Genomic DNA, 21,180 nt, shown 5'->3' on the forward strand with positions numbered 1-21,180 from the left:
TGTCAGCAGCCATTGGCCTGCCGGAAAGGTTAGATCAAGGTTTTGCCATGGCGCACGAAGGTCGGTTTGACCACTCGAACCGGGTACCACTTGCCGCGGATTTCCACTTCGGCCCGATCGGCAGTCGCCGTCGGTACACGCGCCAAAGCAATGGATTTGCTCAGCGTAGGAGAGAAACTACCACTGGTGATCTCCCCTTCGCCAACATTGGCGATGCGAACCACCTGGTGAGCACGCAAAACCCCACGTTCTTCCAGCACCAAGCCGACCAGTTTGGACTGCACACCCGCCTCCAGCTCGGCTTCCAGCGCGGTGCGGCCGATAAAGTCCCGCCTGGCAGGCTCCCAGGCAATGCTCCAGGCCATGTTGGCGGCCAGAGGCGAAACATTCTGGTGGATATCCTGGCCGTACAGGTTCATGCCGGCTTCCAGGCGCAACGTGTCCCGCGCACCGAGGCCGATCGGTGAAATGCCCGCCCCCACCAGATCGTTGAAAAAGCCTGGCGCCTGGCCGGCCGGCAGGACAATTTCCAAGCCGTCTTCACCGGTATAACCGGTGCGCGCGATGAACCAATCGCCATCGGCCTGGCCTTCAAAGGGTTTTAGCTGGTGGATCAGCGTGCCACGGGATTGAGTGACCAACTCGGCAATCTTCTGTCGGGCATGGGGACCTTGAATGGCCAGCATGGCCAACTCGGACCGTTCATCCAACGTAACTTGATAGCCACCCATCTGGGCCTGCATCCACGCCATGTCCTGGTCGCGGGTGGCCGCGTTGACCACCAGTCGATAACCGGCTTCGGTGCGGTACACGATCATATCGTCCACCACGCCGCCCTGCGGGTTGAGCATGGCGCTGTATAACGCACGGCCGCAGCCACGCAAACGATCGACGTCATTGGCCAGCAGGTGCTGGAGCCATTCCTTGGCCTGGGGGCCGGTGACGTCGATCACGGTCATATGAGATACGTCGAACACCCCGCAGTCGCGTCGCACCTGATGGTGTTCTTCAACTTGCGAGCCATAGTGCAAAGGCATATCCCAACCGCCAAAATCGACCATCTTCGCGCCGAGGGCGAGATGCAGGTCATACAGAGGCGTACGCTGTCCCATGGGTTTCTCCTTCCGGGCTTGGCGAAGGTGCGCAGTATTGCCGTTCGCGCTGAAAGCCTGGAATAACAAGGCCTGCAGCTACGCGCAGCGACTCGATCCGAAAGACGGAGCGCACCGAATGCCGCGCATTGTAGCCTCAAGCCGTAGGACTGGCACCTAACCGATTTGCCGCGCGGAACGTCGGATCAGCCCGATGACCGGCAGCAGGCCCACCAATACCAGGGTCAAGGCAGGCAGGGACGCCCGTGCCCATTCTCCTTCGCTGGTCATTTCAAAGATGCGTACCGCCAGGGTGTCCCAGCCAAACGGGCGCATCAGCAGCGTGGCGGGCATTTCCTTGAGCACGTCGACAAACACCAGCAGCGCCGCGCTCAAGGTTCCCGGCAGCAACAGTGGCAGATACACTTTGCAAAACAGTAGCGGGCCGCTCACGCCGAGACTGCGTGCGGCTTCCGGCAAGGATGGACGGATTCGCGCCAAACTGTTTTCCAGCGGCCCGTAGGCCACCGCCAGAAAACGCACCAGATACGCCAGCACCAGCGCCGACAGACTGCCCAGCAGCAAGGGTTTGCCGGCACCGCCCAGCCAGCCCGACAGCGGCACCACCAGCTCACGGTCCAAGTAGCTGAATGCCAGCATCATCGACACCGCCAATACCGAGCCCGGCAACGCATACCCTACGTTGGCCAGGCTGATGCCCGAGCGGATCGCCCGTGTCGGCGCCAGGCGGTTAGCGAATGCCAGTATCAGCGCCACACCGACCGTGATCAGCGCCGCGATACCGCCCAGGTAGAGTGTGTGGATGATCAGGCCCGAATAGCGCTCATCCAGGTCGAAACGGCCGCGCTGCCAGAACCAGACGATCAATTGCAGTACCGGAATGACAAAGGCACAGGCAAACACCAACCCACACCAGCTACTGGCCGCTACGGCTTTGAACCCGCGCAGGTGATACAGCGCCTTGCCGCGCGGTCGTTCGTTGCTGGGCCGGCTCGCGCCTCGGGCACGACGCTCACCGTACAGCACCAGCATCACTACCAGCAGCAACAGGCTGGCCAATTGCGCCGCGCTGGACAGGCTGAAAAAGCCGTACCAGGTCTTGTAGATGGCCGTGGTGAAGGTATCGAAGTTGAACACCGAGACCGCGCCGAAATCTGCCAGGGTCTCCATCAAGGCCAGGGCGACCCCAGCGCCAATCGCCGGCCGCGCCATGGGCAGAGCCACGTGCCAGAACGCCTGCCATGGCGATTGCCCCAGCATCCGCGCGGCCTCCATCAGGCCCTTGCCCTGGGCCAAAAACGCGGAGCGCGCCAACAAGTAGACGTAGGGATAAAACACCAGCACCAATACGATGATCACGCCGCTGGTGGAGCGCACACGCGGCAGGCGCAAGCCCGTACCGAGCCATTCGCGCAAAAGGGTCTGCACCGGGCCGGAAAAATCCAGAAGGCCCACAAATACGAAAGCCAGCACATAGGCAGGAATGGCAAAAGGCAGCATCAACGCCCAGTCGAGCCAGCGGCGCCCAGGGAATTCGCAGAGGCTGGTGAGCCAGGCCAGGCTTACGCCCAGCAGCGTTACACCGACGCCGACGCCCACCACCAGCGTCAGGGTATTGCCCAGCAGGCGCGGCATCTGGGTTTCCCACAGGTGGGACCAGATCTGTGGGTCAATGCTTTGCCAGGACAACAACAGCACACTCAGCGGCAGCAGCACCAGGGCGGCGACGGTGAACACCGGCAGGTACCAGCGGCGTTGGGCGGGGTGGGCCAAGGGTTAACTCTCATAAGATAAATATTTTTAAGGCGCCGCTAAGCAAATTGTACTTAGTTCCAGCCGGCGCGATCCATCAGCCGGATGGCCTCAGCCTGGCGCTTGCCTGCTATTTCCACCGGCAACGTGTCCGCCACGAACTTGCCCCAACTCGCGACCTCGGCCGACGGTGGTACTGCCGGATTGGCCGGAAATTCCTGGTTCACATCAGCAAAGATTTTCTGCGCCTCGGGCGTGGTCATCCATTCCACCAGGGCCTTGGCGGCTTCAGGGTGTGGCGCATACTTGGTCAGGCCGATGCCCGACAGGTTCACATGCACGCCACGGTCGCCCTGGTTCGGCCAGAACAGCTTAACCGCCAGGTCCGGCTTCTGCTTGTGCAGGCGGCCATAGTAGTAGGTGTTGACGATACCCACATCGCATTGACCGGCGTTGATCGCCTCCAGTACGGCGATGTCATCGGAGAACACATCGGTGGACAGATTATTCACCCAACCCCTGACGATTTCCTCGGTCTTGGCCGCACCGTGGGTTTCGATCAGGGTGGCGGTCAGGGACTGGTTATAGACTTTTTTCGCCGTGCGCAGGCACAGGCGGCCTTCCCACTGCTTGTCGGCCAGGGCTTCATAGGTGGTCAGGTCCCCCGGTTTTACCCGGTCGGTGGAGTAGGCGATGGTCCGCGCGCGCAGGCTCAAACCCGTCCAGGCGTGAGCGGATGAGCGGTATTGCAGCGGAATATTCTTGTCGATCACCGGGGAGGTGAACGGTTGCAGGATCCCCATCTGCTCGGCTTGCCAGAGGTTGCCGGCATCGACGGTGAGCAGCAGGTCGGCGGTGGCGTTTTCGCCCTCGGCCTTGATGCGCTGCATCAGCGGGGCTTCCTTGTCGGTGATGAACTTCACCTGCACGCCAGTCTTTTGGGTGTAGGCGTCGAAGACCGGCTTGATCAGTTCGTCGATGCGCGAGGAGTAGACCACCACCTCGTCGGCCGCCTGCACGGTGGTATTGCCGATCAGGGTGAGTGCCAGGGCAGTCAGTAGACGCTTGGGTGCCGACATGGGGGCGATCTCTCATTTGCAAAGTAGGCGCAAATGATAGGGACTCACATTTGGTAACGCTCGGTGGAGCCGTTACCAAATGTTGCGCGGCGTTTCAGGGTCTGGCCAGCTCCGGTAGATCGCCGGTCAACCCGAGGGCCTGGCGCACAAACACCGCCTTGGCTTCGGGCATCTGGTCGACCATCTTCAAACCGGCATTTCGCAGCCAGCGCAACGGCAGTTGATCGGCCTGAAACAAGCGCTCGAACCCTTCCATCGCCGCCATCAACGCCAGGTTGTGCGGCATGCGCCGACGCTCGTAACGGCTGAGCACTTTCACATCCGCCAGGCGTTCGCCGCGCTCGGCCGCCGACAACAGCACCTCGGCCAGCACCGCCGCATCGAGGAAGCCCAGGTTCACGCCCTGCCCCGCCAATGGGTGGATCACATGGGCCGCATCGCCGATCAAGGCCAGGCCTTCGGCCACATAGCGTTTGGCGTGACGCTGGCGCAGGGGCACGCAAACACGCGGGTCAGCGCTGAGCATCGTGCCCAATCGTCCTTCGAAGGCGCGCTCCAGCTCACGGCAGAAATTGTCGTCATCCAGCGCCATCAGGCGTTCGGATTCAGCCGGCGTGGTGGACCATACGATCGAGCACCAATCCTCCTGCCCATCCCGCTCCAGCGGCAAAAACGCCAGCGGGCCGTGATCGGTAAAGCGCTGCCAGGCCGTGCGCTGGTGCGGCTGACTGCTGCGCACACTGGTGACAATGGCGTGATGCAGGTAATCCCATTCACGGGTGGCGGTGCCGGTCAGGCGGCGCACGGCGGAGCTGGCACCATCGGCGGCCACCACCAGCGGCGCGCGCAACGTGCGGCCATCGGCCAGGGTCAGCAGCCAGTCATCGCCGGAGCGGCGCATCTGCTCCAGGCGTGCATTGGCCAGCAGGCCCAGGTCACAGTCGTGCAGACGGTCGAGCAAGGCATCCTGCACCACGCGGTTTTCGACGATATGCCCAAGCACTTCGGCATGCACGCTGGCCGCCGAAAAGTGGATCTGCCCGGTGCCGCTGCCGTCCCACACCTGCATCTCGCCATAGGGGCTGGCGCGGCGCGACACGATGCCATCCCATACGCCAAGGCGCTCAAGGATGCGCTGGCTGGCGGCCGACAAGGCGCTTACACGGGGTTCGAAGGCCGCGTCACGCTCGAACGGCTTGACGCTCAGCGGGCTGCCGTCGAGCAGCAGCACCTGCAGGCCACTGCCCTGCAACGCCAGCGCCAAGGCGCTTCCGACCATTCCGGCCCCGACAATCAGCACATCTGCGCGCATGTCCATGCTTTAAGCCTGTTTCGCTGGCGGCTTGCGCCGCACGTAAAGGGTTTTGTCGACCCGCGCCACCAGGGTGCCGGAGCCGTCATGAATCTGGACCTTGAGGTGCGGCAGGTATTTCTCGCCGCCTTCAGTCTGTCGACGCACCTCATCGAGCAACGTGTCATCGATGAAAAATTCGGCGTACACCGGGCCTTTGCCCGGCGAGATAAAGTCGATGCTCGCAGCCTTGTCCCACACAATGTAGTCGCGGCCCAGGTTCTCCATCAGCATCAGCATGTAGAACGGGTCCACCATCGAATACAGGCTGCCACCGAACTGCGTGCCGACGTAATTGCGGTTGTACCAGCCCAGGCCCATGCGCACCTTGACGTGGCGAAAGTCAGCGCTCATGTGCTGCACGCGTACCCCGGCGCCCAGATACGGCGGGTACAGGGTCATGACCCAACGCAACAGCCGCGCCTTGCCCATCCGTTCGACCAGCCACTTATGCATCGGGACGCGTTCCCAGGCCCATGGCCTGACGGGCGAACCAACGTTTGGCCGGTGGCAACAAATCCAGGCCCAGCAGGCCCATATTGCGACCCAGCGCCACCAACGGTTGCGCGCTGCCAAACAGGCGCGTCACCTGGTCGGAGAAGCCGACAGTCAATTTCTGATCCATGCGCTGGCGCTCGCGATACGCCTGCAAGGTCGCCAGGTCGCCCGGCACCGGCGGCCCGGCCAGCAGGGCCTCGGCCAGGGCATTGGCGTCACGCAGGGACAGGTTGAAGCCCTGCCCGGCAATCGGGTGCAGGCTGTGGGCGGCATTGCCGAGGATCGCCAGGTGGGAACGCACTTGTTCTTCGGCCTCCACCAGGGTCAGCGGATACAGATGCCGTGCACCGACTTGTTTCAAGGTGCCCAGGCGGTAGCCGAACATGCTCTGCAATTCACTCAGGAAACTGCGCTCGTCGAGGGCCGCCAGGCGCTGGGCATCCATGCCGATGCGCGTCCACACCAGCGCGCAGCGGTTGTCCGGCAGCGGCAGCAAGGCCATCGGCCCGTCATCGGTGAAGCGCTCGAAGGCTTCGCCGTTATGCGCTTCGCTCGGGGTGATGTTGGCGATCAGCGCGCTCTGGTTGTAAGGCCGGCTTTTCACGCCAATGCCCAATTGCTCGCGTAACCCGGAACGGCCACCGTCGGCCAGCACCGCGAGGTCGCATTCCAGCACGGTCTCATCGTTGAGGGTCAAGCGATAGCCGTCCGGCAGCGGTTCCATGCGCGTGACCTCCGCCGGGCAGCGCCAGCTGACCACCTCTTTATCCAGACCCTGCCACAGGCATTGGCCGAGCCAGGCGTTCTCCACCACATAGCCCAGGGCCGGCACGCCCTCTTCCATGGCCGACAAGCGCGCGGTGGAGAAACGCCCACGATCCGATACATGGATCTGCTTGATCGGCTCGGCGCGACGGGAAATCGCTTGCCACAGGCCCAGGCGCTGATAAATCTGCCGCGCGCCAAACGACAGCGCCGACGAGCGCGCATCGTAGCTCGGCTGGTAGCTGTCACCCGGAGCAAAGGGTTCGATCAGCACGATCTTCCAGCCCCGCGCCTTGGCCCCGGCCTGCAACGCCAGCGCCAGGCTGGCGCCCACCAGGCCGCCGCCGATGATCGCCAGGTTGACCCGACTCATCGCGCCGCCGCCATCAGGGCTTCGATCTCGGCGACGGTCTTGGGCACGCCGCCAGTCAGGATCTCATAGCCTTGCTTGGTCACTACCACGTCGTCCTCAATGCGCACGCCGATGCCTCGCCATTTCTTTGCCACGGTCTGGTTGTCCGGCGAAATATAGATCCCCGGCTCCACGGTCAACGCCATGCCCACTTCCAGCACGCGCCATTCACCGCCCACTTTGTACTCACCCACATCATGCACATCCATGCCCAGCCAGTGCCCGGCACGGTGCATATAGAACGGTTTGTAGGCTTCGCTGGCGATCAGTTCGTCAACATCGCCCTGAAGCAACCCCAGCCTCACCAACCCGGCGGTGATGACCCGCACGGTGGCCTCGTGGGCCTGGTTCCAATGTTTGTTCGGCGCGATCTCCATGAAGGCGGCTTCCTGGGAGGCCAGCACAATCTCGTAGATCGCTTTCTGTTCAGGTGAAAATTTGCCGTTGACCGGCCAGGTGCGGGTGATGTCGCTGGCGTAGCAATCGATCTCGCAACCGGCGTCGATCAGCACCAGGTCGCCGTCCTTGAGCAGCGCGTCATTCTGCTGGTAATGCAGGATACAGCTGTTGCGCCCGGCGGCGACGATGGAGCCATAGGCCGGCATTTTCGCGCCGCCCTTGCGGAACTCGTAATCCAGTTCGGCTTCCAGGCTGAATTCATACAGCCCGGCACGGCTGGCCTGCATCGCCTTCACGTGGGCCGCGCAGGAAATTCGCGCGGCGTCACGCATCACCTTCACTTCCGCCGCCGATTTATACAGGCGCATGTCGTGGAGCAGATGATCCAGGGCAACGAATTCGTTTGGTGGCTGGGCGCCCAGGTGCGCTTTAGAGCGGATCACGTTGATCCACTCCATCAGGTGCCGGTCGAATTCGGCATTGCTGCCCATGGCCGAATACACCCGGTCGCGACCTTCGATCAGGCCGGGCAGGATGTCGTCGATATCGGTGATCGGAAACGCATCGTCGGCGCCAAAGTTACGGATCGCACCTTCGGTACCCGCACGCAGGCCGTCCCACAATTCGCGTTCGGCATTGCGTTCGCGGCAGAACAGTATGTACTCGCCATGCTGGCGACCGGGCATCAGCACGATCACCGCTTCCGGTTCGGGGAAACCACTCAGGTACTGGAAATCGCTGTCCTGGCGGTATACATGTTCCACGTCACGATTACGGATGGCCACGGCGGCGGCCGGCAGGATCGCGATGCTGTTGGGTTCCATCTGCGCCATGAGCGCCTTGCGACGCCGGGTGTATTCCGCTTTGGGGATATGAATCATGGGCAGATGAGCTTCCTTTTCTTAGTGCAGCGACGGCTTGGCGGCGACCGGTTCAGCGGACTTCCTGGTCTCGGTGAACAGCAACAATGGCGCGACGCGCAGGTATTCCATGACTTGCATGTAATCGCCTTCACCGTCTTCGGACTCTTCCAGCGCGTCTTGCACTTGAGAGATCGCGGCGAGGTCCTTCAGCACTTCCTTGGCATCGGTGCTCAGCTCCAGGCCGCCGGCGTTCACGCCGAAACCGTGGAGGAAGCCCTGGCACCATTGGCCCAGTGCGGCGGCGCGTTCGGTGAGCGGCGCATCGTCGGTCGGCAGCAGCAGGACCACGGTGATGTCATCACCGGTCAGCTCGCCCTTGACCATCTCTTGCAGGCCGATCAGCGCGTTACGCACGCTGTCGGTCGGTTCGGTTTCCAGCAGCTCGGCCACATCGGCCAGCCAGTTGTCGGCATCAAAGCCAACACCGCTGCAACTGCGGCCCAACAGGACGCCGTGCAGTTCAGCAGGCGAGCATGGATGGCCGCTGGCGCTCAGCAGTTTGGAAAAAGCATCGTACGGGGAGTTCTGAATGGGCATGGTGAGCTAGGCGCCAGACGGCGCAATGTCTAGAATGGAGCGCTGTATCCTAGCACCGGCAGACGTACCAAGACTATCAAGGGCGTCAGATCGTTTATCCTGCAGTTGCCATTCATCAGACAAAATCCAGTGGAACCCAATGGAAGACACCGACCTGCAAGCGCTGATGGCCAGACTCGAACTGCTAATTACTCGAGTCGAGCAACTTAAGAGTCAAAACGGACTCCTATTAGCTCAGGAAAAGACCTGGCGCGAGGAACGCGCTCACCTCATTGAAAAAAACGAAATCGCCCGGCGTAAGGTCGAATCGATGATTTCGCGCCTGAAGGCCCTGGAGCAAGACTCATGAGTTCAAGCAATAGCGTCACCGTGCAGATTCTCGACAAAGAATATTCGATCATCTGCCCCCAGGAAGAGCGCAACAACCTGGTGAGCGCCGCCCGCTACCTGGACGGCAAGATGCGTGAAATCCGCAGCAGCGGCAAAGTCATCGGCGCGGACCGCATCGCCGTGATGGCCGCGCTGAACATTACCCACGATCTGCTGCATAAGCAGGAGCGCCCCGACGTACAGGCCGGCGGCTCGACCCGCGAGCAGGTGCGTGACCTGCTTGAACGCGTGGACCTGGTGCTTTCCAGCGACTCACAAGCACCCAAGGGCTGATTGCCGCGACTGTTTAAGGTATACTCGCCCCACTCCCTGGCGTGTTTGCCAGTCGGCGATGTCCCGGAGCCGATTCGCACTACCCTGGAAGTTGCACGTTGGGCTGGTGTGCATGTCCGCTAGACGGAAAGCCTTAAAGCCTACTGCATCTTCCACCTTGAACTTTCGGGTTCAAGGGCTAAGTCGACAGCGGCGCTGTCGGGGAGCCTGAATCCCAAAACTCAATGCCAGTCCCCGGACTGGCATTGTTGTATGAGCCGAAAAACCATGACCGAACCTGCGCCGCTGTCCCGTCCGCACCTTCGACGCATGCTACGCAAGGCACGCCGCGCGCTCACGCCGAGCGAGCAGCGCCAGGCCGCCCATGGCCTGTATCGGCAACTGGCACAGCACCCGCTGTTTCGCCGGGCCAAGCATATTTCCTTATATCTGCCGACGGACGGTGAAATCGATCCGCGTTTGCTGCTGCGCGCGGCACAGCGCCGGGGCAAGGCCACTTACCTGCCGGTGCTCAGCGCCTGGCCGCGGACCAAGATGGTGTTCCAGCGCGTGCGGCCTGGGGAAAAACTGCTGCCCAATCGCTTTCGTATTCTGGAACCGAAGGTCAATGCCAACCGCCAACGCAAGGTCTGGGCGCTGGACCTGGTGCTGCTGCCGTTGGTGGGGTTCGATGATGTGGGGGGCCGCCTGGGCATGGGCGGCGGTTTCTACGATCGCAGCCTGGCCTACCTGGCGCGCCGCCACAGCTGGCGCAAGCCCACGCTGCTGGGCCTGGCCCATGAATGTCAGAAGGTCGATCGCCTGGCGCAGGCCAGCTGGGATGTGCCGTTGGCGGGCACCGTCACGGATAAGCAGTGGTATGTCGCACAAACGCCGCTGGAAGCAGCGGCGTGTTGAAGAGGCGTTAACGCTTGAACAGTTGCGGTTGCTGCTGAAGCTCAACCGGCGCGTCTGTTTTGTTCGACCACAAGCTTTGCGCATACCCGGTGGTCACGACGCCCAGACCAAACAAAATCACCAAAATCCATAGTAAATCCGGTTTACGTTGCATCGATTGCCCCCCTTCAGGCATCTCGTACACGATGACAACAACGTTCCAAAGTAGTCCGTTGCAGCTGCGTCAAGCTTAAAAGCCGGCATTCTGCGGTAACGTGAACCAACACGCAAACCTTGACGCCAACCGACTGTCGGTTTGTCATCAAATTGCCTGACAACTTGCCCAATGCCCTTTTAAGGAGCGCCCAAATGGCCTACTGGTTGATGAAATCCGAGCCCGACGAACTCTCTATCCAGGGCCTGGAAAAACTCGGCGAAGCCCGCTGGGATGGCGTACGCAATTACCAGGCACGCAACTTTCTACGGGGCATGGCCGTGGGCGACGAATTTTTCTTCTACCATTCCAGCTGCCCCGAGCCAGGCATCGCCGGCATCGGCAAGATCATCGAGGCCGCCTACCCGGACCCCACCGCACTGGAACCGCAAAGCCACTATTTCGACGCCAAGGCCAGCGCGGAAAAAAATCCATGGAGCGCGATCACCGTTGCGCATGTGCAGACCTTTCCCAAGGTGCTGCCCTTGAGCTATTTGAAACAACAAACGGCCCTCGCCGACTTGCCGCTGGTGCAAAAAGGCAGCCGCCTTTCAGTGATGGCGGTCACACCGGAACAATGGGGCGCGGTCCTTCATTTGCTTTAACTGATCGGTATCAAAACCCTCCAGGGCAAAACCGGCCACACTAGGACGCTAATGTCGCAGGAAGCAGCCATGTCGACGAATCACCACACCTCCCGCGTTTTCGCCATCGCCTTGGTCGTCCTGTTGCTGGGGGCCGGCGGTTTCGGTTACTGGCGCTCCACCCAGGACCGCCTGCCCGAAGGCCTGAGCATGGGTAACGGCCGCCTGGAATCCACCGAAGTGCAGATCGCCGCCAAGATCCCCGGACGCCTGGCCGAGGTGCGGGTGGACGAAGGCGACAAGGTGCTCAAAGGCCAATTGCTCGCGCGCATGGACACCCGCACCCTGGAGGCCCAACGCGCCCAGGCCGAAGCCGAAGTGCTGCGCGCCAAGGAAAACTTCGCTGCCGCCGAGGCCAATGTGCAATTGCGCCAGAGCGAACAACTGCTGGCCGGCCAGGAACTCAGGCGCACCCGCGAGCTGTACCAGCGCGGGTTCGCCAGCAGCCAGTTGATTGACCAGCAACAGGCGCGCCAGAACACCGGCAATGCCGCCGTGGTCGCCGCCCAAGCCCAGGTCAATGCGGTAAAGGCCGCCATCGGTGCGGCTCAGGCTCAAGTGGCGCAGCTCACCAGCGAGATCGACGACAGCAGCCTGCGCGCGCCCATCGACGGGGTTATCCAGCTGCGCCTGGCCGAGCCCGGTGAAGTGCTCGGCGCCGGCGGGCGCGTGCTGCTGCTGATTGATCCCAATGACCAGTACATGAACCTCTACCTTCCCGCCTCGGTCAGCGGCCGCCTGACTGTCGGCAGTGACGCGCGTATTCTGCTCGACGCCCTGCCCCGGCAACCGCTGCCGGCGAAGATCAGCTTTGTTGCCGACAAGTCGCAGTTCACCCCCAAGGAAGTGGAAACCCGCGACGAACGCCAGAAGCTGGTGTTTCGCGTCAAGCTGCGCCTGACCCAACCCAGCGCCGTGCCCCAAGCCAAGCCGGGCATGCCCGGTGCAGGCTATGTGCGCACGGCTGACATCGATTGGCCGGCCAACCTGCAATGACCGGCCTGGCGCTGCACGCCACCGGCATCAACCATCGCTACGGCAAGCAGCAGGCCCTGATCGATATCGCCTTCAGCCTGCCCGCCGGCACCCGTTGCGGCCTGATCGGCCCGGACGGGGCGGGCAAGTCGAGCCTGCTGGGGCTGATCGCCGGGGTTAAAAAACTCCAGGACGGCCAACTGCAGGTGCTGGGTGGCTCCATCCAGGATAGCCGCCATCGCAGCAGTCTGTACCCGCGTATCGCCTTCATGCCCCAGGGCCTGGGCGGCAACCTGTATCCCGAACTGTCCATCAGCGAGAACATCCGCTTCTTCGCCACACTGTTCGGCCTGTCCAAAGCCGACTGTGCTCAGCGCACGCACAACCTGCTGCTGGCCACCGACCTGGCCCGCTTCGCCGAGCGCCCCGCCGGCAAACTCTCGGGGGGCATGAAGCAGAAACTGGGCCTGTGCTGCGCGCTGATCCACGACCCCGACCTGTTGATCCTCGATGAGCCCACCACGGGCGTCGACCCGCTGTCACGTCGACGCTTCTGGGAACTGGTAGATACCGTACGCCAGGAGCGCCCGCAACTGGCGCTGCTGGTGGCCACGGCCTACATGGAAGAAGCCGAGCAATTCGAACATTGCCTGATGCTCGACCGCGGCAAGTTGATCGCCGACGGCCTCAGCCGCGAACTGGCAGCCGCCACACCCAGCGGCAAACTGGACGGAGCGTTCACCCACTTCCAGGGCGACAGCGCCCACGACAACCAAGCGCTGGTGATCCCGCCGCGCGAAAGCAGCCACACCGATATCGCCATCGAAGCCCACGACCTGACGTTGCGCTTCGGCGATTTCACGGCAGTGAACAAGGTCAGTTTTGCCATCGGCCGTGGCGAGATTTTCGGTTTCCTCGGCTCCAATGGTTGCGGCAAGACCACCACCATGAAAGTCCTCACCGGGCTGATGCCAGCCACCGAAGGCAGCGCCACGCTGCTGGGTAACCCGGTGAATGCCAAGGACCTGGCCACCCGCAAGCGTGTGGGGTTCATGTCGCAGAGCTTCTCGCTGTATGGCGAACTCAGCGTGCGCCAGAACCTGGTGCTGCACGCACAACTGTTCGACCTGCCCAAGGCCGATAGCGGCGTGCGGATCGACGAACTGATCCAGCGCTTTGACCTGGGTGACGTGGCCGAGCAGCCGTCCGGCGAGTTGCCCCTGGGGTTGCGTCAACGCTTGTCCCTGGCGGTCGCGGTGCTGCATCGCCCGGAAGTGCTGATCCTCGACGAGCCGACCTCGGGTGTCGACCCGGCGGCACGGGATGATTTCTGGCGCTTGCTGGTGGAATTGTCGCGCGAGCAAGGGGTGACCATCTTCCTGTCCACCCACTTCATGAACGAAGCCCAGCGCTGCGACCGCATCTCCTTGATGCATGCGGGCAAGGTGCTGGCGTGCGACACGCCCGAAGCGCTGCAACAGCGGTTTCACGGCGACACCCTGGAAGCCGCGTTCGTCACGTGCCTGGAACAGGCCCAGGGTGAATCCGAACCCGCCGCGCCGACCAAGACCCTCAGCGAAACCAGCGCAACGCCCATCAGCAAGCGCGGCTTGCGCCTGTCTCGCCTGTTGGCCGTGGCCAGCCGCGAGGGCAAGGAACTGCTGCGCGACAAAGTGCGCATGGCCTTCGCCCTGCTCGGGGCGATGTTCATGATGGTGATCTTCGGCTACGGCATTTCCCTGGACGTGGAAAACCTCGCCTTCGCCGTCTACGACCAGGATCAGACCCCACAAAGCCGTGCCTACCTCGAAGCCTTCCGCAGCTCGCGCTACTTCGCCGAGCAGGCGCCGATCCAGGACGCCAATGAGTTGCACCGGCGCCTGCAACGCTCGGAAATCAAACTGGCACTGGAGGTCCCGCCAGGGTTTGGCCGTGACCTCTATGCCGGCCGCCAACCCACGGTGGCGGCCTGGCTCGATGGCGGCATGCCGTTTCGCGCGGAAACCAGCCGCAACTATGTGGAAGCGGTGCACCAGGGCAACCTGCAGCAACTGGCCGAACTGAGCAGCCTGCCGCGCAGCAACCCAGCCGCCGCCAAACTGGAAACCCGCTTTCGCTATAACCAGGACGTGGTCAGCGTGAACGCCATCGGCCCGGGGGTCATGGCGCTGATCCTGGCGTTTATTCCGGCAATGCTCACCGCCCTGGGCATCGTGCGCGAGAAAGAGCTGGGCTCGATCACCAACTTTTACGCCACGCCGTTGACGCGCCTGGAGTTCCTGCTGGGTAAACAGGCGCCGTACCTGGTCGTGAGCCTGGTCAACCTGGCAGTACTGGTGGCGATGAACCGCTGGCTGTTTGGTGTGCCGTTCAAGGGCAGCGGCCTGACCCTGGCCTTCGGTGGTCTGCTGTACGTGCTGGCCACCACCAGCATGGGCCTGCTGATTTCCGCGTTCACCCGCACCCAGATCGCGGCGATTCTCGGCACCATGATCATCACCAGCCTGCCGACCATTCAATTCTCCGGGCTGATCGTGCCGCGCTCATCCCTGGAAGGCGCGGCCGCCGTGATGGGCATGCTGTTTCCGGCCGGGCACTTTCTGGACATCGCAGTGGGCACCTTCACCAAGGCCTTGGACCTGCGCCAGCTGTGGCCACAGTGCCTGGCGCTGTTGGGGTTTTTCGTCGGTTTTACCGGGCTGAGCCTGGTGATGCTCAAGAAGCAGGAGGCCTGATGCACAAGCTCGCTCACATCCTGCGCCTGGGTATCAAGGAGCTGACCAGCCTGCGCCACGACAGCGTGTTGCTGCTGTTTTTGTTCTACGCCTTCACCGTCGCCATCTATATGCCCGCCGCCGGTTCGGTGATCGGCGTGCACAACGCCAGCGTAGCGTTTGTCGATGAGGACCACAGTGCGCTCTCACGGCAGATGGCCGAAGCGCTGCAACCGCCGGAGTTCCAGCCACCGGCACCGCTGCCATACGATCAGTTGGACAAGGTCATGGACAACGGCCAGTACACGTTCGTGATCAACGTCCCGGCGAACTTCCAGGCCGATCTGCTGGCGGGCCGCCAGCCGGGCGTGCAAGTGAACGTCGATGCCACGGCAATGAGCCAGGCATTCATGGGCGCCGGGTACATCGGGCGAATTTTCCAGCGCGAGTTGCTCAACTACAGCGGCCAGGCCGATACCGCCAGCCAAGCCCCGGCGCTGCTGACCACGCGGGCATTGTTCAATACCAACCTGGAAGGTGGCTGGTTCCTGGCGGTGATCCAGATCGTCAATAACATCACCATCCTCGCCATCGTCCTCACCGGTACCGCGCTGTTGCGCGAACGCGAGCATGGCACCCTCGACCATCTGTTGGTGCTGCCGCTGACCGCGCTGGAGATCATGCTGGCGAAAATCTGGAGCAACATGCTGGTGGTGGTGTTGTGCACCTGGGTGTCGTTGGAGGTGGTGGTCAAGAGCTTGCTCGGTGTGCCGCTGGCCGGGTCGTTAGGCCTGTTTCTATTCGTGACTGCGGTGTATTTGTTTGCCAGCACCGCACTGGGCATCTTCCTCGCCACCCTCGCCCGCTCGACACCACAGTTCGGTTTGCTGGCGATCCCGGTGATCATCCCCATGCTGCTGCTCTCCGGCGGCAGTACACCGCTGGACAGCATGCCCGAATGGTTGCAGTGGGTAATGCAGGCCTCGCCGTCGACGCACTTTGTGAGCCTGAGCTCGGCGATTCTGTTCAGGGATGCGGGCGTGAGTGTGGTGTGGCCCGACATGCTGGCGCTGGCGGGGATTGGCCTGCTGTTCTTTGCCGTGGCGCTGGGCAGGTTCCGCAAAAGCCTGGCGTCCTGACCGGGAAACATCCGGCCTCATACCTGTCCGAACGGCCAGTCGTCGCCCCGCACAGGTTTCGGCAGAATCACGGCTTTGCCTGTTCAGGAAGGAGGCTCGCGTGTCCCTGCCCACCGGCGCCTACAAGCCGGCAATCGACGGCTTGCGCGCCATTGCCGTGCTCAGCGTCATCATCTTCCACGTGGATTTTCTCGACCTGTTGCCCGGCGGCTTTACCGGCGTGGACCTGTTCTTCGTGATCTCCGGGTACGTGATCAGCCAATCCTTGTGGGAGCGCCGCAACCTGACCTTCGGCCGCTACCTGGCGGACTTCTACCGGCGGCACCTGCTGCGCATCATGCCCGCGCTGTTGACCGTGCTCTGTGTGAGTTTTGTACTGTGCGCGATGTTCATGCCGCCGTTCTGGCTCAGTGAGCTGATCAACCGCACCGGCCTGGCGGCATTTTTTGGCCTGAGCAATCTGGTCCTGGCGTGGACCACCGGGCTGGAGCTGCTGGCCGTTCAACTGCTCTACCCCTTGCTGGTCTTCGCACTGGCGGCAGCGTCCTACCATTGGGTGGAAACGCCGATTCGCAGCGGCAAGTCTGCAGTGCAACGCAGTGCGCGACTGACATTCATCACCGGCGTGAGCATCACCGGCCTGATGTGGTTGGGTGCCCACTGGGTTTCGGAGAACCCATCGACCCTGTCACTCAGCCAGACCCGCGATAGCTACACCTGGTACGCCTACAAGCATTATCCCCAGGAAGACTTCACAACCCTCGACGACCCAAACCTGGCGGGACGGCAGCTGTTCGTCATCGGCGACTCCCATACCGCGGCCTACCGCACCTTGCTCAAGCTCGTGTCGCTGAAGCTCGGCATCACGGTGGTGGAATACGAACAAGGCGGTTGCAGCGTCGTCAGCCTGATCGGCGCCGACCCCGCTCGCTGTGCCCAGGTACGCGAAGCCCAACTCCAGGAAATCGAGGCCCGCGCCAAACCGGGTGACATGGTATTCCTCGCCTCGCTGCGCATGCCGGAACTGGCCGGGCGCAACTGGCGCGAAGGTGAGGCGATAATCGTCGACGAGGCCTTGAGCGAACTGACGGCCGAGCACCAGCAAGCGGCGCAGATGGCGGCCCGATCTGTTCGGCCTACGACGCCAACGCCAAGCCGCTGTTCTTCGACTCCAACCACCTCAGTGGGCATGGCAACCGCGTACTTGAGCCCGCGTTTACCGCCACTTTGCTGAAGATATGGAACGTGACGCCGCCGGTTACTGAATGATCAGGTTGTTGAACAGCAGGTCTTCCACCATCGGCTTGCCGGTCTCGTCGTTCATCACTTGCTGGGTTTGCTTGAGCGCTTCCTGGCGCAGTTTTTCCTTGCCCTCAACGGTGTTCATGGTCTCGTTGGTCTGCTGAGTGAACAGCGCCACCAACTGGTTACGAATCAGTGCATCGTTGGCCTTCACCGCCGCAGCCGCTTCGGTGCCGGTCACGCGCAGGGCGACGTCGGCCTTGAATACCTTGAGTTTCGCCGTGCCATCGAGGCCGTAGTTGCCCACAAACGGCGGGTTCAGGCTGATATAGCTGACCTTCGGCGCCTCGCCTTCTTTGGCTTCTTCGGCCTGAGCTGCCATCGGCAGGGTCAGGGCCAGCATCAACAGGATCCACGCTTTCACAATTCATTCCTCACATTCGGTGCCGGGTAGCATAACGCTAGCAAGGCTGAGCACAAGCTTATGGCGACTTATCAGGCCCGGGCATGCTCGTTGACCCACGGGCGTACCCTCCTACACTTATCGGCCACGACACCAAAAGGAATAGCCCGATGAAAGCTGTGCTGTGCAAAGCCTTCGGCCCCGCCGAAACCCTGGTGCTGGAAGAGATCGCGAGCCCTGCGATCAAGAAGAACGAAATCCTGCTGGATGTGCATGCGGCGGGGGTGAACTTCCCGGATACGCTGATCATCGAGGGCAAGTACCAGTTCAAGCCGCCGTTTCCATTTTCACCGGGAGGCGAAGCGTCAGGTGTGGTCAGTGAAGTGGGTGAGAAGGTCAGCCATCTGAAAGTCGGTGACCGGGTCATGGCGCTGACCGGCTGGGGCAGCTTTGCCGAGCAGGTCGCTGTGCCGGGCTACAACGTGCTGCCGATCCCGCCCGACATGGACTTCACCACCGCCGCCGCCTTCAGCATGACCTACGGCACGTCGATGCACGCGCTGAAACAACGAGCCCACCTGCAGCCCGGCGAAACCCTGCTGGTACTCGGTGCGTCCGGCGGCGTGGGCCTGGCCGCCGTGGAAATCGGCAAAGCCATGGGTGCCCGCGTGATCGCCGCAGCCAGCAGTGCCGACAAACTCGCGGTGGCCAAGGCCGCCGGTGCCGATGAACTGATCAATTACAGCGAGACCAGCCTCAAGGACGAGATCAAGCGCCTCACCGACGGCAACGGCGCCGACGTGATCTACGACCCGGTGGGCGGCGACCTGTTTGACCAGGCCATCCGCGCCATCGCCTGGAACGGCCGCTTGCTGGTGGTGGGGTTTGCCAGCGGGCGCATCCCCGAACTGCCGGTGAACCTGGCGCTGCTCAAGGGCGCGGCGGTGGTCGGCGTGTTCTGGGGGTCGTTCGCCCAGCGCCAGCCACAGGACAATGCGGCGAACTTCCAGCAGTTGTTCAGTTGGTATGCCGAGGGCAAGTTGAAACCGTTGGTGTCGCAGCTCTATCCACTGGAAAACGCCGCCCAGGCGATCAACGACCTGGGGCAGCGCAAGGCGGTTGGTAAGGTCGTCGTCCAAGTGCGCTGACCTGGAATGCAATCAAATCAACTGTGGGAGCAAGCCCGCTCCCACATTTTAATCTGCACAAATCCTGAAGAATCTGCTCACGACCACGACTTATCTATTTGCGACATGTTCATAAAAGAACATGCAATTGCTCCTATTTCCGGTGTTTGGCGCCAAGAGGCGATGCTATTTTCGGTAACGAAACTGTAACATTCGCATCCGCAGTCAAAACAAGAAATCTGGAGCTCTTGAATGTTTGCTTTCTTTCGCCCTGCCGCGCACCAGGCGCCTCTGCCTGAAGAAAAAATAGACAGTACCTACCGACGACTGCGTTGGCAGATATTCGCCGGTATTTTCTTTGGTTACGCCGGGTACTACCTGCTGCGCAAGAACTTCTCCCTGGCCATGCCCTACCTGATCGATGAGGGCTACACCCGTGGTCAACTGGGCTTGGCGATGTCGGCCATCGCGATTGCCTACGGCCTGTCCAAGTTCCTCATGGGCCTGGTGTCCGACCGCTCCAACCCACGCTACTTCCTGCCCTTCGGCCTGCTGGTTTCAGCGGGGGTGATGTTCATTTTCGGTTTCGCGCCTTGGGCCACGTCCAGCGTGACCATGATGTTCATTTTGCTGTTCATCAACGGTTGGGCCCAAGGCATGGGCTGGCCGCCAAGTGGGCGGACCATGGTGCACTGGTGGTCACAGAAAGAACGCGGTGGTGTGGTGTCGGTATGGAACGTCGCGCATAACGTCGGCGGCGGCCTGATCGGCCCGCTGTTCCTGCTCGGCATGGCCTGGTTCAACGACTGGCATGCCGCGTTCTATGTGCCGGCGACCGTGGCCCTGCTGGTGGCGGCGTTTGCCTTCATCACCATGCGCGACACCCCGCAGTCGGTGGGCCTGCCGCCGATTGAAAAGTACAAGAACGACTACCCGGATGGCTACGATGCCAGCCATGAAGAAGAATTCAGCGCCAAGGAAATCTTCGTCAAGTACGTGCTGCGCAACAAAATGCTGTGGTACATCGCCTTCGCCAACGTTTTTGTCTACCTGCTGCGCTACGGCGTACTGGACTGGGCGCCGACCTACCTCAAGGAAGCCAAGCACTTCACGGTCGACAAGTCGTCCTGGGCATACTTCTTCTATGAGTGGGCGGGCATTCCGGGCACGCTGTTGTGCGGCTGGATGTCGGACAAGATTTTCCGCGGCAACCGTGGCCTGACCGGCATCGTGTTCATGGTACTGGTGACCGTGGCGACCCTGGTGTACTGGCTCAACCCGCCGGGCAACCCAATGGTCGACATGATCGCGCTGGTCTCCATTGGCTTCCTGATCTACGGCCCGGTGATGCTGATCGGCCTGCAGGCTCTGGAACTGGCACCGAAGAAAGCCGCCGGCACCGCTGCGGGCTTTACCGGCCTGTTCGGTTACCTGGGTGGTTCGGTGGCCGCGAGCGCGGCGATGGGCTACACCGTCGACCATTTTGGCTGGGACGGTGGTTTTGTACTGCTGATCGGCGCGTGCCTGCTGGCGATCGCGTTCCTGATCCCAACCCTGTGGCACACCAACAGCGTCAGCTCGGCGCGCTAACCGCCCGGGCAATCCTTGGCACAACGCTTGAGCCGCGCCTCCAGGCTTTTATCTGGCATGGCGTGGCTACGCAGGGCGTTGACGGTCTGCTCGACATAATCGCGAGTCGTGCCGTAACGCCCGCAAGCGCTTTGCAGCACATGGTTGAGCACAATGTCGGGCAAGTTGCCGGCGTAGCTGGGCAAGTGCCGCTCCAGGACAAACCCCAACGCCTGTACCTGACTGCCATCCTCGAGACGGCAGCTGAGCCAGTGCGGCCGGTAGGATGGGTAAGGCATCTCACGTTGCCACAAGGCATAAAGCGAGGCCTCCAGTTGATCCTCCGGCAAGCGGTAGGCAAAGCCACTGCAGGAACCACCACGATCCAGGCCAAACACCAACCCCGGCAATTCCGGCGTGCCCCGATGCTCGTGAGACCAGAGGTACAGGCCTCGGTGATAACCGTGGACACGCGCCCGCATGCGCTCTGTCGAGGAACATTCAGGGCGCCAGATCAGCGAAGCATAAGCAAATAGCCAGACCGGCCCACCCTTGTGCCGGCCCATGGTGGCCTGCATCGAGCTCATTAACTGTTCGTGAGTGAGTTGCGGCCCCAGATCGAGGCGCGGAGGGTAAGCCAACTGCAGAAGATCGGATTCAATGGCGGTCATGGCGAAAAGCGGTGCGCCTCCTGTGTGTTACCAGTTGTAAGCAACTTTACCGGAATAAAACGCGCCGCTGTTACCGTATGGCGAAAAAGTGCCCAGGGCGGTATCAGTCATCAGG

21 protein-coding genes, 1 other RNA gene and 1 pseudogene are annotated in these 21,180 nt (G+C 62.1%); 12 read left to right on the forward strand and 11 right to left on the reverse strand.

The window, feature by feature from the left end:
* Window positions 1–29 precede the first annotated feature (29 nt).
* The 8 genes from gcvT to AB4O05_RS03420 form a co-directional block, all read right to left on the reverse strand.
* On the reverse strand, window positions 30–1,112 hold the full coding sequence (gene gcvT, locus AB4O05_RS03385) for a glycine cleavage system aminomethyltransferase GcvT (protein WP_460133043.1): 1,083 nt from the start codon (window positions 1,110–1,112) through the stop codon (window positions 30–32).
* 156 nt (window positions 1,113–1,268) lie between these two features.
* Window positions 1,269–2,885: an ABC transporter permease gene (locus AB4O05_RS03390; RefSeq protein ID WP_460133042.1), complete on the reverse strand. Its 1,617-nt coding sequence runs from the start codon at window positions 2,883–2,885 to the stop codon at window positions 1,269–1,271.
* A 53-nt stretch (window positions 2,886–2,938) separates the two neighbouring features.
* A complete protein-coding gene (locus AB4O05_RS03395) occupies window positions 2,939–3,943 on the reverse strand; it encodes an extracellular solute-binding protein (RefSeq protein ID WP_460133039.1) in 1,005 nt (334 codons plus the stop codon).
* 94 nt (window positions 3,944–4,037) lie between these two features.
* Window positions 4,038–5,255: a 2-octaprenyl-3-methyl-6-methoxy-1,4-benzoquinol hydroxylase gene (locus tag AB4O05_RS03400; protein WP_460137693.1), complete on the reverse strand. Its 1,218-nt coding sequence runs from the start codon at window positions 5,253–5,255 to the stop codon at window positions 4,038–4,040.
* A 9-nt stretch (window positions 5,256–5,264) separates the two neighbouring features.
* On the reverse strand, window positions 5,265–5,750 hold the full coding sequence (locus AB4O05_RS03405; protein ID WP_460133037.1) for a DUF4442 domain-containing protein: 486 nt from the start codon (window positions 5,748–5,750) through the stop codon (window positions 5,265–5,267).
* Complete coding sequence (ubiH, locus tag AB4O05_RS03410; RefSeq protein ID WP_460133035.1) at window positions 5,743–6,930, reverse strand: 2-octaprenyl-6-methoxyphenyl hydroxylase; 1,188 nt, start codon at window positions 6,928–6,930, stop codon at window positions 5,743–5,745. Before ubiH ends, AB4O05_RS03405 begins: the two co-directional genes overlap by 8 nt.
* Entirely contained in the window at window positions 6,927–8,249 is a 1,323-nt protein-coding gene (gene pepP / locus AB4O05_RS03415; protein ID WP_460133032.1) for a Xaa-Pro aminopeptidase, read from the reverse strand. The genes ubiH and pepP overlap by 4 nt, the downstream gene beginning before the upstream one ends.
* 21 nt (window positions 8,250–8,270) lie before the next feature.
* Complete coding sequence (locus AB4O05_RS03420) at window positions 8,271–8,828, reverse strand: YecA/YgfB family protein (RefSeq protein ID WP_460133031.1); 558 nt, start codon at window positions 8,826–8,828, stop codon at window positions 8,271–8,273.
* Window positions 8,829–8,967: 139 nt separating this feature from the next.
* On the opposite strand from AB4O05_RS03420, the gene AB4O05_RS03425 reads away from it, so the two are divergent.
* The 4 genes from AB4O05_RS03425 (at window position 8,968) to AB4O05_RS03440 (ending at window position 10,388) form a co-directional block, all read left to right on the forward strand.
* On the forward strand, window positions 8,968–9,177 hold the full coding sequence (locus tag AB4O05_RS03425) for a TIGR02449 family protein (protein ID WP_007982902.1): 210 nt from the start codon (window positions 8,968–8,970) through the stop codon (window positions 9,175–9,177).
* Complete coding sequence (locus tag AB4O05_RS03430) at window positions 9,174–9,491, forward strand: cell division protein ZapA (RefSeq protein WP_460133029.1); 318 nt, start codon at window positions 9,174–9,176, stop codon at window positions 9,489–9,491. Before AB4O05_RS03425 ends, AB4O05_RS03430 begins: the two co-directional genes overlap by 4 nt.
* Before the next feature lie 30 nt (window positions 9,492–9,521).
* A non-coding RNA gene (gene ssrS / locus AB4O05_RS03435) (6S RNA) lies at window positions 9,522–9,700 on the forward strand.
* 58 nt (window positions 9,701–9,758) lie between these two features.
* The gene (locus AB4O05_RS03440; protein WP_460137691.1) at window positions 9,759–10,388 is read left to right on the forward strand and encodes a 5-formyltetrahydrofolate cyclo-ligase; all 630 of its coding nucleotides are present in this window, start codon (window positions 9,759–9,761) and stop codon (window positions 10,386–10,388) included.
* Between the two features lie 7 nt (window positions 10,389–10,395).
* On the opposite strand, the gene AB4O05_RS03445 is transcribed toward AB4O05_RS03440, so the two are convergent.
* Complete coding sequence (locus AB4O05_RS03445) at window positions 10,396–10,542, reverse strand: hypothetical protein (RefSeq protein ID WP_460133027.1); 147 nt, start codon at window positions 10,540–10,542, stop codon at window positions 10,396–10,398.
* A gap of 194 nt (window positions 10,543–10,736) precedes the next feature.
* Between AB4O05_RS03445 and AB4O05_RS03450 the strand changes: the two genes are divergently transcribed.
* The 6 genes and pseudogenes from AB4O05_RS03450 to AB4O05_RS03475 all read left to right on the forward strand — a co-directional run bounded on the left by AB4O05_RS03450 (window position 10,737) and on the right by AB4O05_RS03475 (window position 17,322).
* Complete coding sequence (locus AB4O05_RS03450) at window positions 10,737–11,186, forward strand: EVE domain-containing protein (protein ID WP_460133025.1); 450 nt, start codon at window positions 10,737–10,739, stop codon at window positions 11,184–11,186.
* A gap of 69 nt (window positions 11,187–11,255) precedes the next feature.
* Window positions 11,256–12,221: an HlyD family secretion protein gene (locus AB4O05_RS03455; RefSeq protein ID WP_460133022.1), complete on the forward strand. Its 966-nt coding sequence runs from the start codon at window positions 11,256–11,258 to the stop codon at window positions 12,219–12,221.
* The gene (gene rbbA, locus AB4O05_RS03460) at window positions 12,218–14,935 is read left to right on the forward strand and encodes a ribosome-associated ATPase/putative transporter RbbA (RefSeq protein WP_460137689.1); all 2,718 of its coding nucleotides are present in this window, start codon (window positions 12,218–12,220) and stop codon (window positions 14,933–14,935) included. Before AB4O05_RS03455 ends, rbbA begins: the two co-directional genes overlap by 4 nt.
* The gene (locus AB4O05_RS03465) at window positions 14,935–16,053 is read left to right on the forward strand and encodes an ABC transporter permease (protein ID WP_460133021.1); all 1,119 of its coding nucleotides are present in this window, start codon (window positions 14,935–14,937) and stop codon (window positions 16,051–16,053) included. The genes rbbA and AB4O05_RS03465 overlap by 1 nt, the downstream gene beginning before the upstream one ends.
* Before the next feature lie 181 nt (window positions 16,054–16,234).
* Window positions 16,235–17,026 (forward strand): annotated as a pseudogene (locus AB4O05_RS03470) (acyltransferase family protein); the annotation flags it as partial.
* Between the two features lie 185 nt (window positions 17,027–17,211).
* The gene (locus tag AB4O05_RS03475; protein ID WP_460164899.1) at window positions 17,212–17,322 is read left to right on the forward strand and encodes a hypothetical protein; all 111 of its coding nucleotides are present in this window, start codon (window positions 17,212–17,214) and stop codon (window positions 17,320–17,322) included.
* On the opposite strand, the gene AB4O05_RS03480 is transcribed toward AB4O05_RS03475, so the two are convergent.
* On the reverse strand, window positions 17,312–17,719 hold the full coding sequence (locus AB4O05_RS03480) for a flagellar basal body-associated protein FliL (RefSeq protein ID WP_460133019.1): 408 nt from the start codon (window positions 17,717–17,719) through the stop codon (window positions 17,312–17,314). The genes AB4O05_RS03475 and AB4O05_RS03480 overlap by 11 nt on opposite strands.
* A 149-nt stretch (window positions 17,720–17,868) precedes the next feature.
* Between AB4O05_RS03480 and AB4O05_RS03485 the strand changes: the two genes are divergently transcribed.
* Both AB4O05_RS03485 and glpT read left to right on the forward strand, forming a co-directional pair.
* Window positions 17,869–18,846, forward strand: coding sequence for an NADPH:quinone oxidoreductase family protein (locus AB4O05_RS03485; RefSeq protein ID WP_460133017.1), 978 nt, complete (start codon window positions 17,869–17,871; stop codon window positions 18,844–18,846).
* Between the two features lie 231 nt (window positions 18,847–19,077).
* The gene (gene glpT, locus AB4O05_RS03490) at window positions 19,078–20,415 is read left to right on the forward strand and encodes a glycerol-3-phosphate transporter (protein WP_460133016.1); all 1,338 of its coding nucleotides are present in this window, start codon (window positions 19,078–19,080) and stop codon (window positions 20,413–20,415) included.
* Here the strand turns inward: glpT and AB4O05_RS03495 are convergent.
* Window positions 20,412–21,065 (reverse strand): gamma-glutamylcyclotransferase, encoded by a 654-nt coding sequence (locus tag AB4O05_RS03495; RefSeq protein ID WP_460133015.1) that lies wholly within the window; start codon window positions 21,063–21,065, stop codon window positions 20,412–20,414. The genes glpT and AB4O05_RS03495 overlap by 4 nt on opposite strands.
* Window positions 21,066–21,180 lie beyond the last annotated feature (115 nt).

Source organism: Pseudomonas sp. S1_G07, assembly GCF_054668565.1.

Excerpts from the sequence above, each read along its gene's own strand:
- AB4O05_RS03455 (WP_460133022.1), top strand. The coding sequence starts at position 11,256 with ATGTCGACGAATCACCACACCTCCCGCGTTTTCGCCATCGCCTTGGTC.
- AB4O05_RS03405 (WP_460133037.1), bottom strand. The coding sequence starts at position 5,750 with ATGCATAAGTGGCTGGTCGAACGGATGGGCAAGGCGCGGCTGTTGCGT.
- AB4O05_RS03440 (WP_460137691.1), top strand. The coding sequence starts at position 9,759 with ATGACCGAACCTGCGCCGCTGTCCCGTCCGCACCTTCGACGCATGCTA.
- rbbA (WP_460137689.1), top strand. The coding sequence starts at position 12,218 with ATGACCGGCCTGGCGCTGCACGCCACCGGCATCAACCATCGCTACGGC.
- AB4O05_RS03450 (WP_460133025.1), top strand. The coding sequence starts at position 10,737 with ATGGCCTACTGGTTGATGAAATCCGAGCCCGACGAACTCTCTATCCAG.
- AB4O05_RS03400 (WP_460137693.1), bottom strand. The coding sequence starts at position 5,255 with ATGCGCGCAGATGTGCTGATTGTCGGGGCCGGAATGGTCGGAAGCGCC.
- ubiH (WP_460133035.1), bottom strand. The coding sequence starts at position 6,930 with ATGAGTCGGGTCAACCTGGCGATCATCGGCGGCGGCCTGGTGGGCGCC.
- AB4O05_RS03485 (WP_460133017.1), top strand. The coding sequence starts at position 17,869 with ATGAAAGCTGTGCTGTGCAAAGCCTTCGGCCCCGCCGAAACCCTGGTG.
- AB4O05_RS03395 (WP_460133039.1), bottom strand. The coding sequence starts at position 3,943 with ATGTCGGCACCCAAGCGTCTACTGACTGCCCTGGCACTCACCCTGATC.
- glpT (WP_460133016.1), top strand. The coding sequence starts at position 19,078 with ATGTTTGCTTTCTTTCGCCCTGCCGCGCACCAGGCGCCTCTGCCTGAA.
- pepP (WP_460133032.1), bottom strand. The coding sequence starts at position 8,249 with ATGATTCATATCCCCAAAGCGGAATACACCCGGCGTCGCAAGGCGCTC.
- gcvT (WP_460133043.1), bottom strand. The coding sequence starts at position 1,112 with ATGGGACAGCGTACGCCTCTGTATGACCTGCATCTCGCCCTCGGCGCG.
- AB4O05_RS03495 (WP_460133015.1), bottom strand. The coding sequence starts at position 21,065 with ATGACCGCCATTGAATCCGATCTTCTGCAGTTGGCTTACCCTCCGCGC.
- AB4O05_RS03420 (WP_460133031.1), bottom strand. The coding sequence starts at position 8,828 with ATGCCCATTCAGAACTCCCCGTACGATGCTTTTTCCAAACTGCTGAGC.
- AB4O05_RS03445 (WP_460133027.1), bottom strand. The coding sequence starts at position 10,542 with ATGCAACGTAAACCGGATTTACTATGGATTTTGGTGATTTTGTTTGGT.
- AB4O05_RS03425 (WP_007982902.1), top strand. The coding sequence starts at position 8,968 with ATGGAAGACACCGACCTGCAAGCGCTGATGGCCAGACTCGAACTGCTA.
- AB4O05_RS03465 (WP_460133021.1), top strand. The coding sequence starts at position 14,935 with ATGCACAAGCTCGCTCACATCCTGCGCCTGGGTATCAAGGAGCTGACC.
- AB4O05_RS03430 (WP_460133029.1), top strand. The coding sequence starts at position 9,174 with ATGAGTTCAAGCAATAGCGTCACCGTGCAGATTCTCGACAAAGAATAT.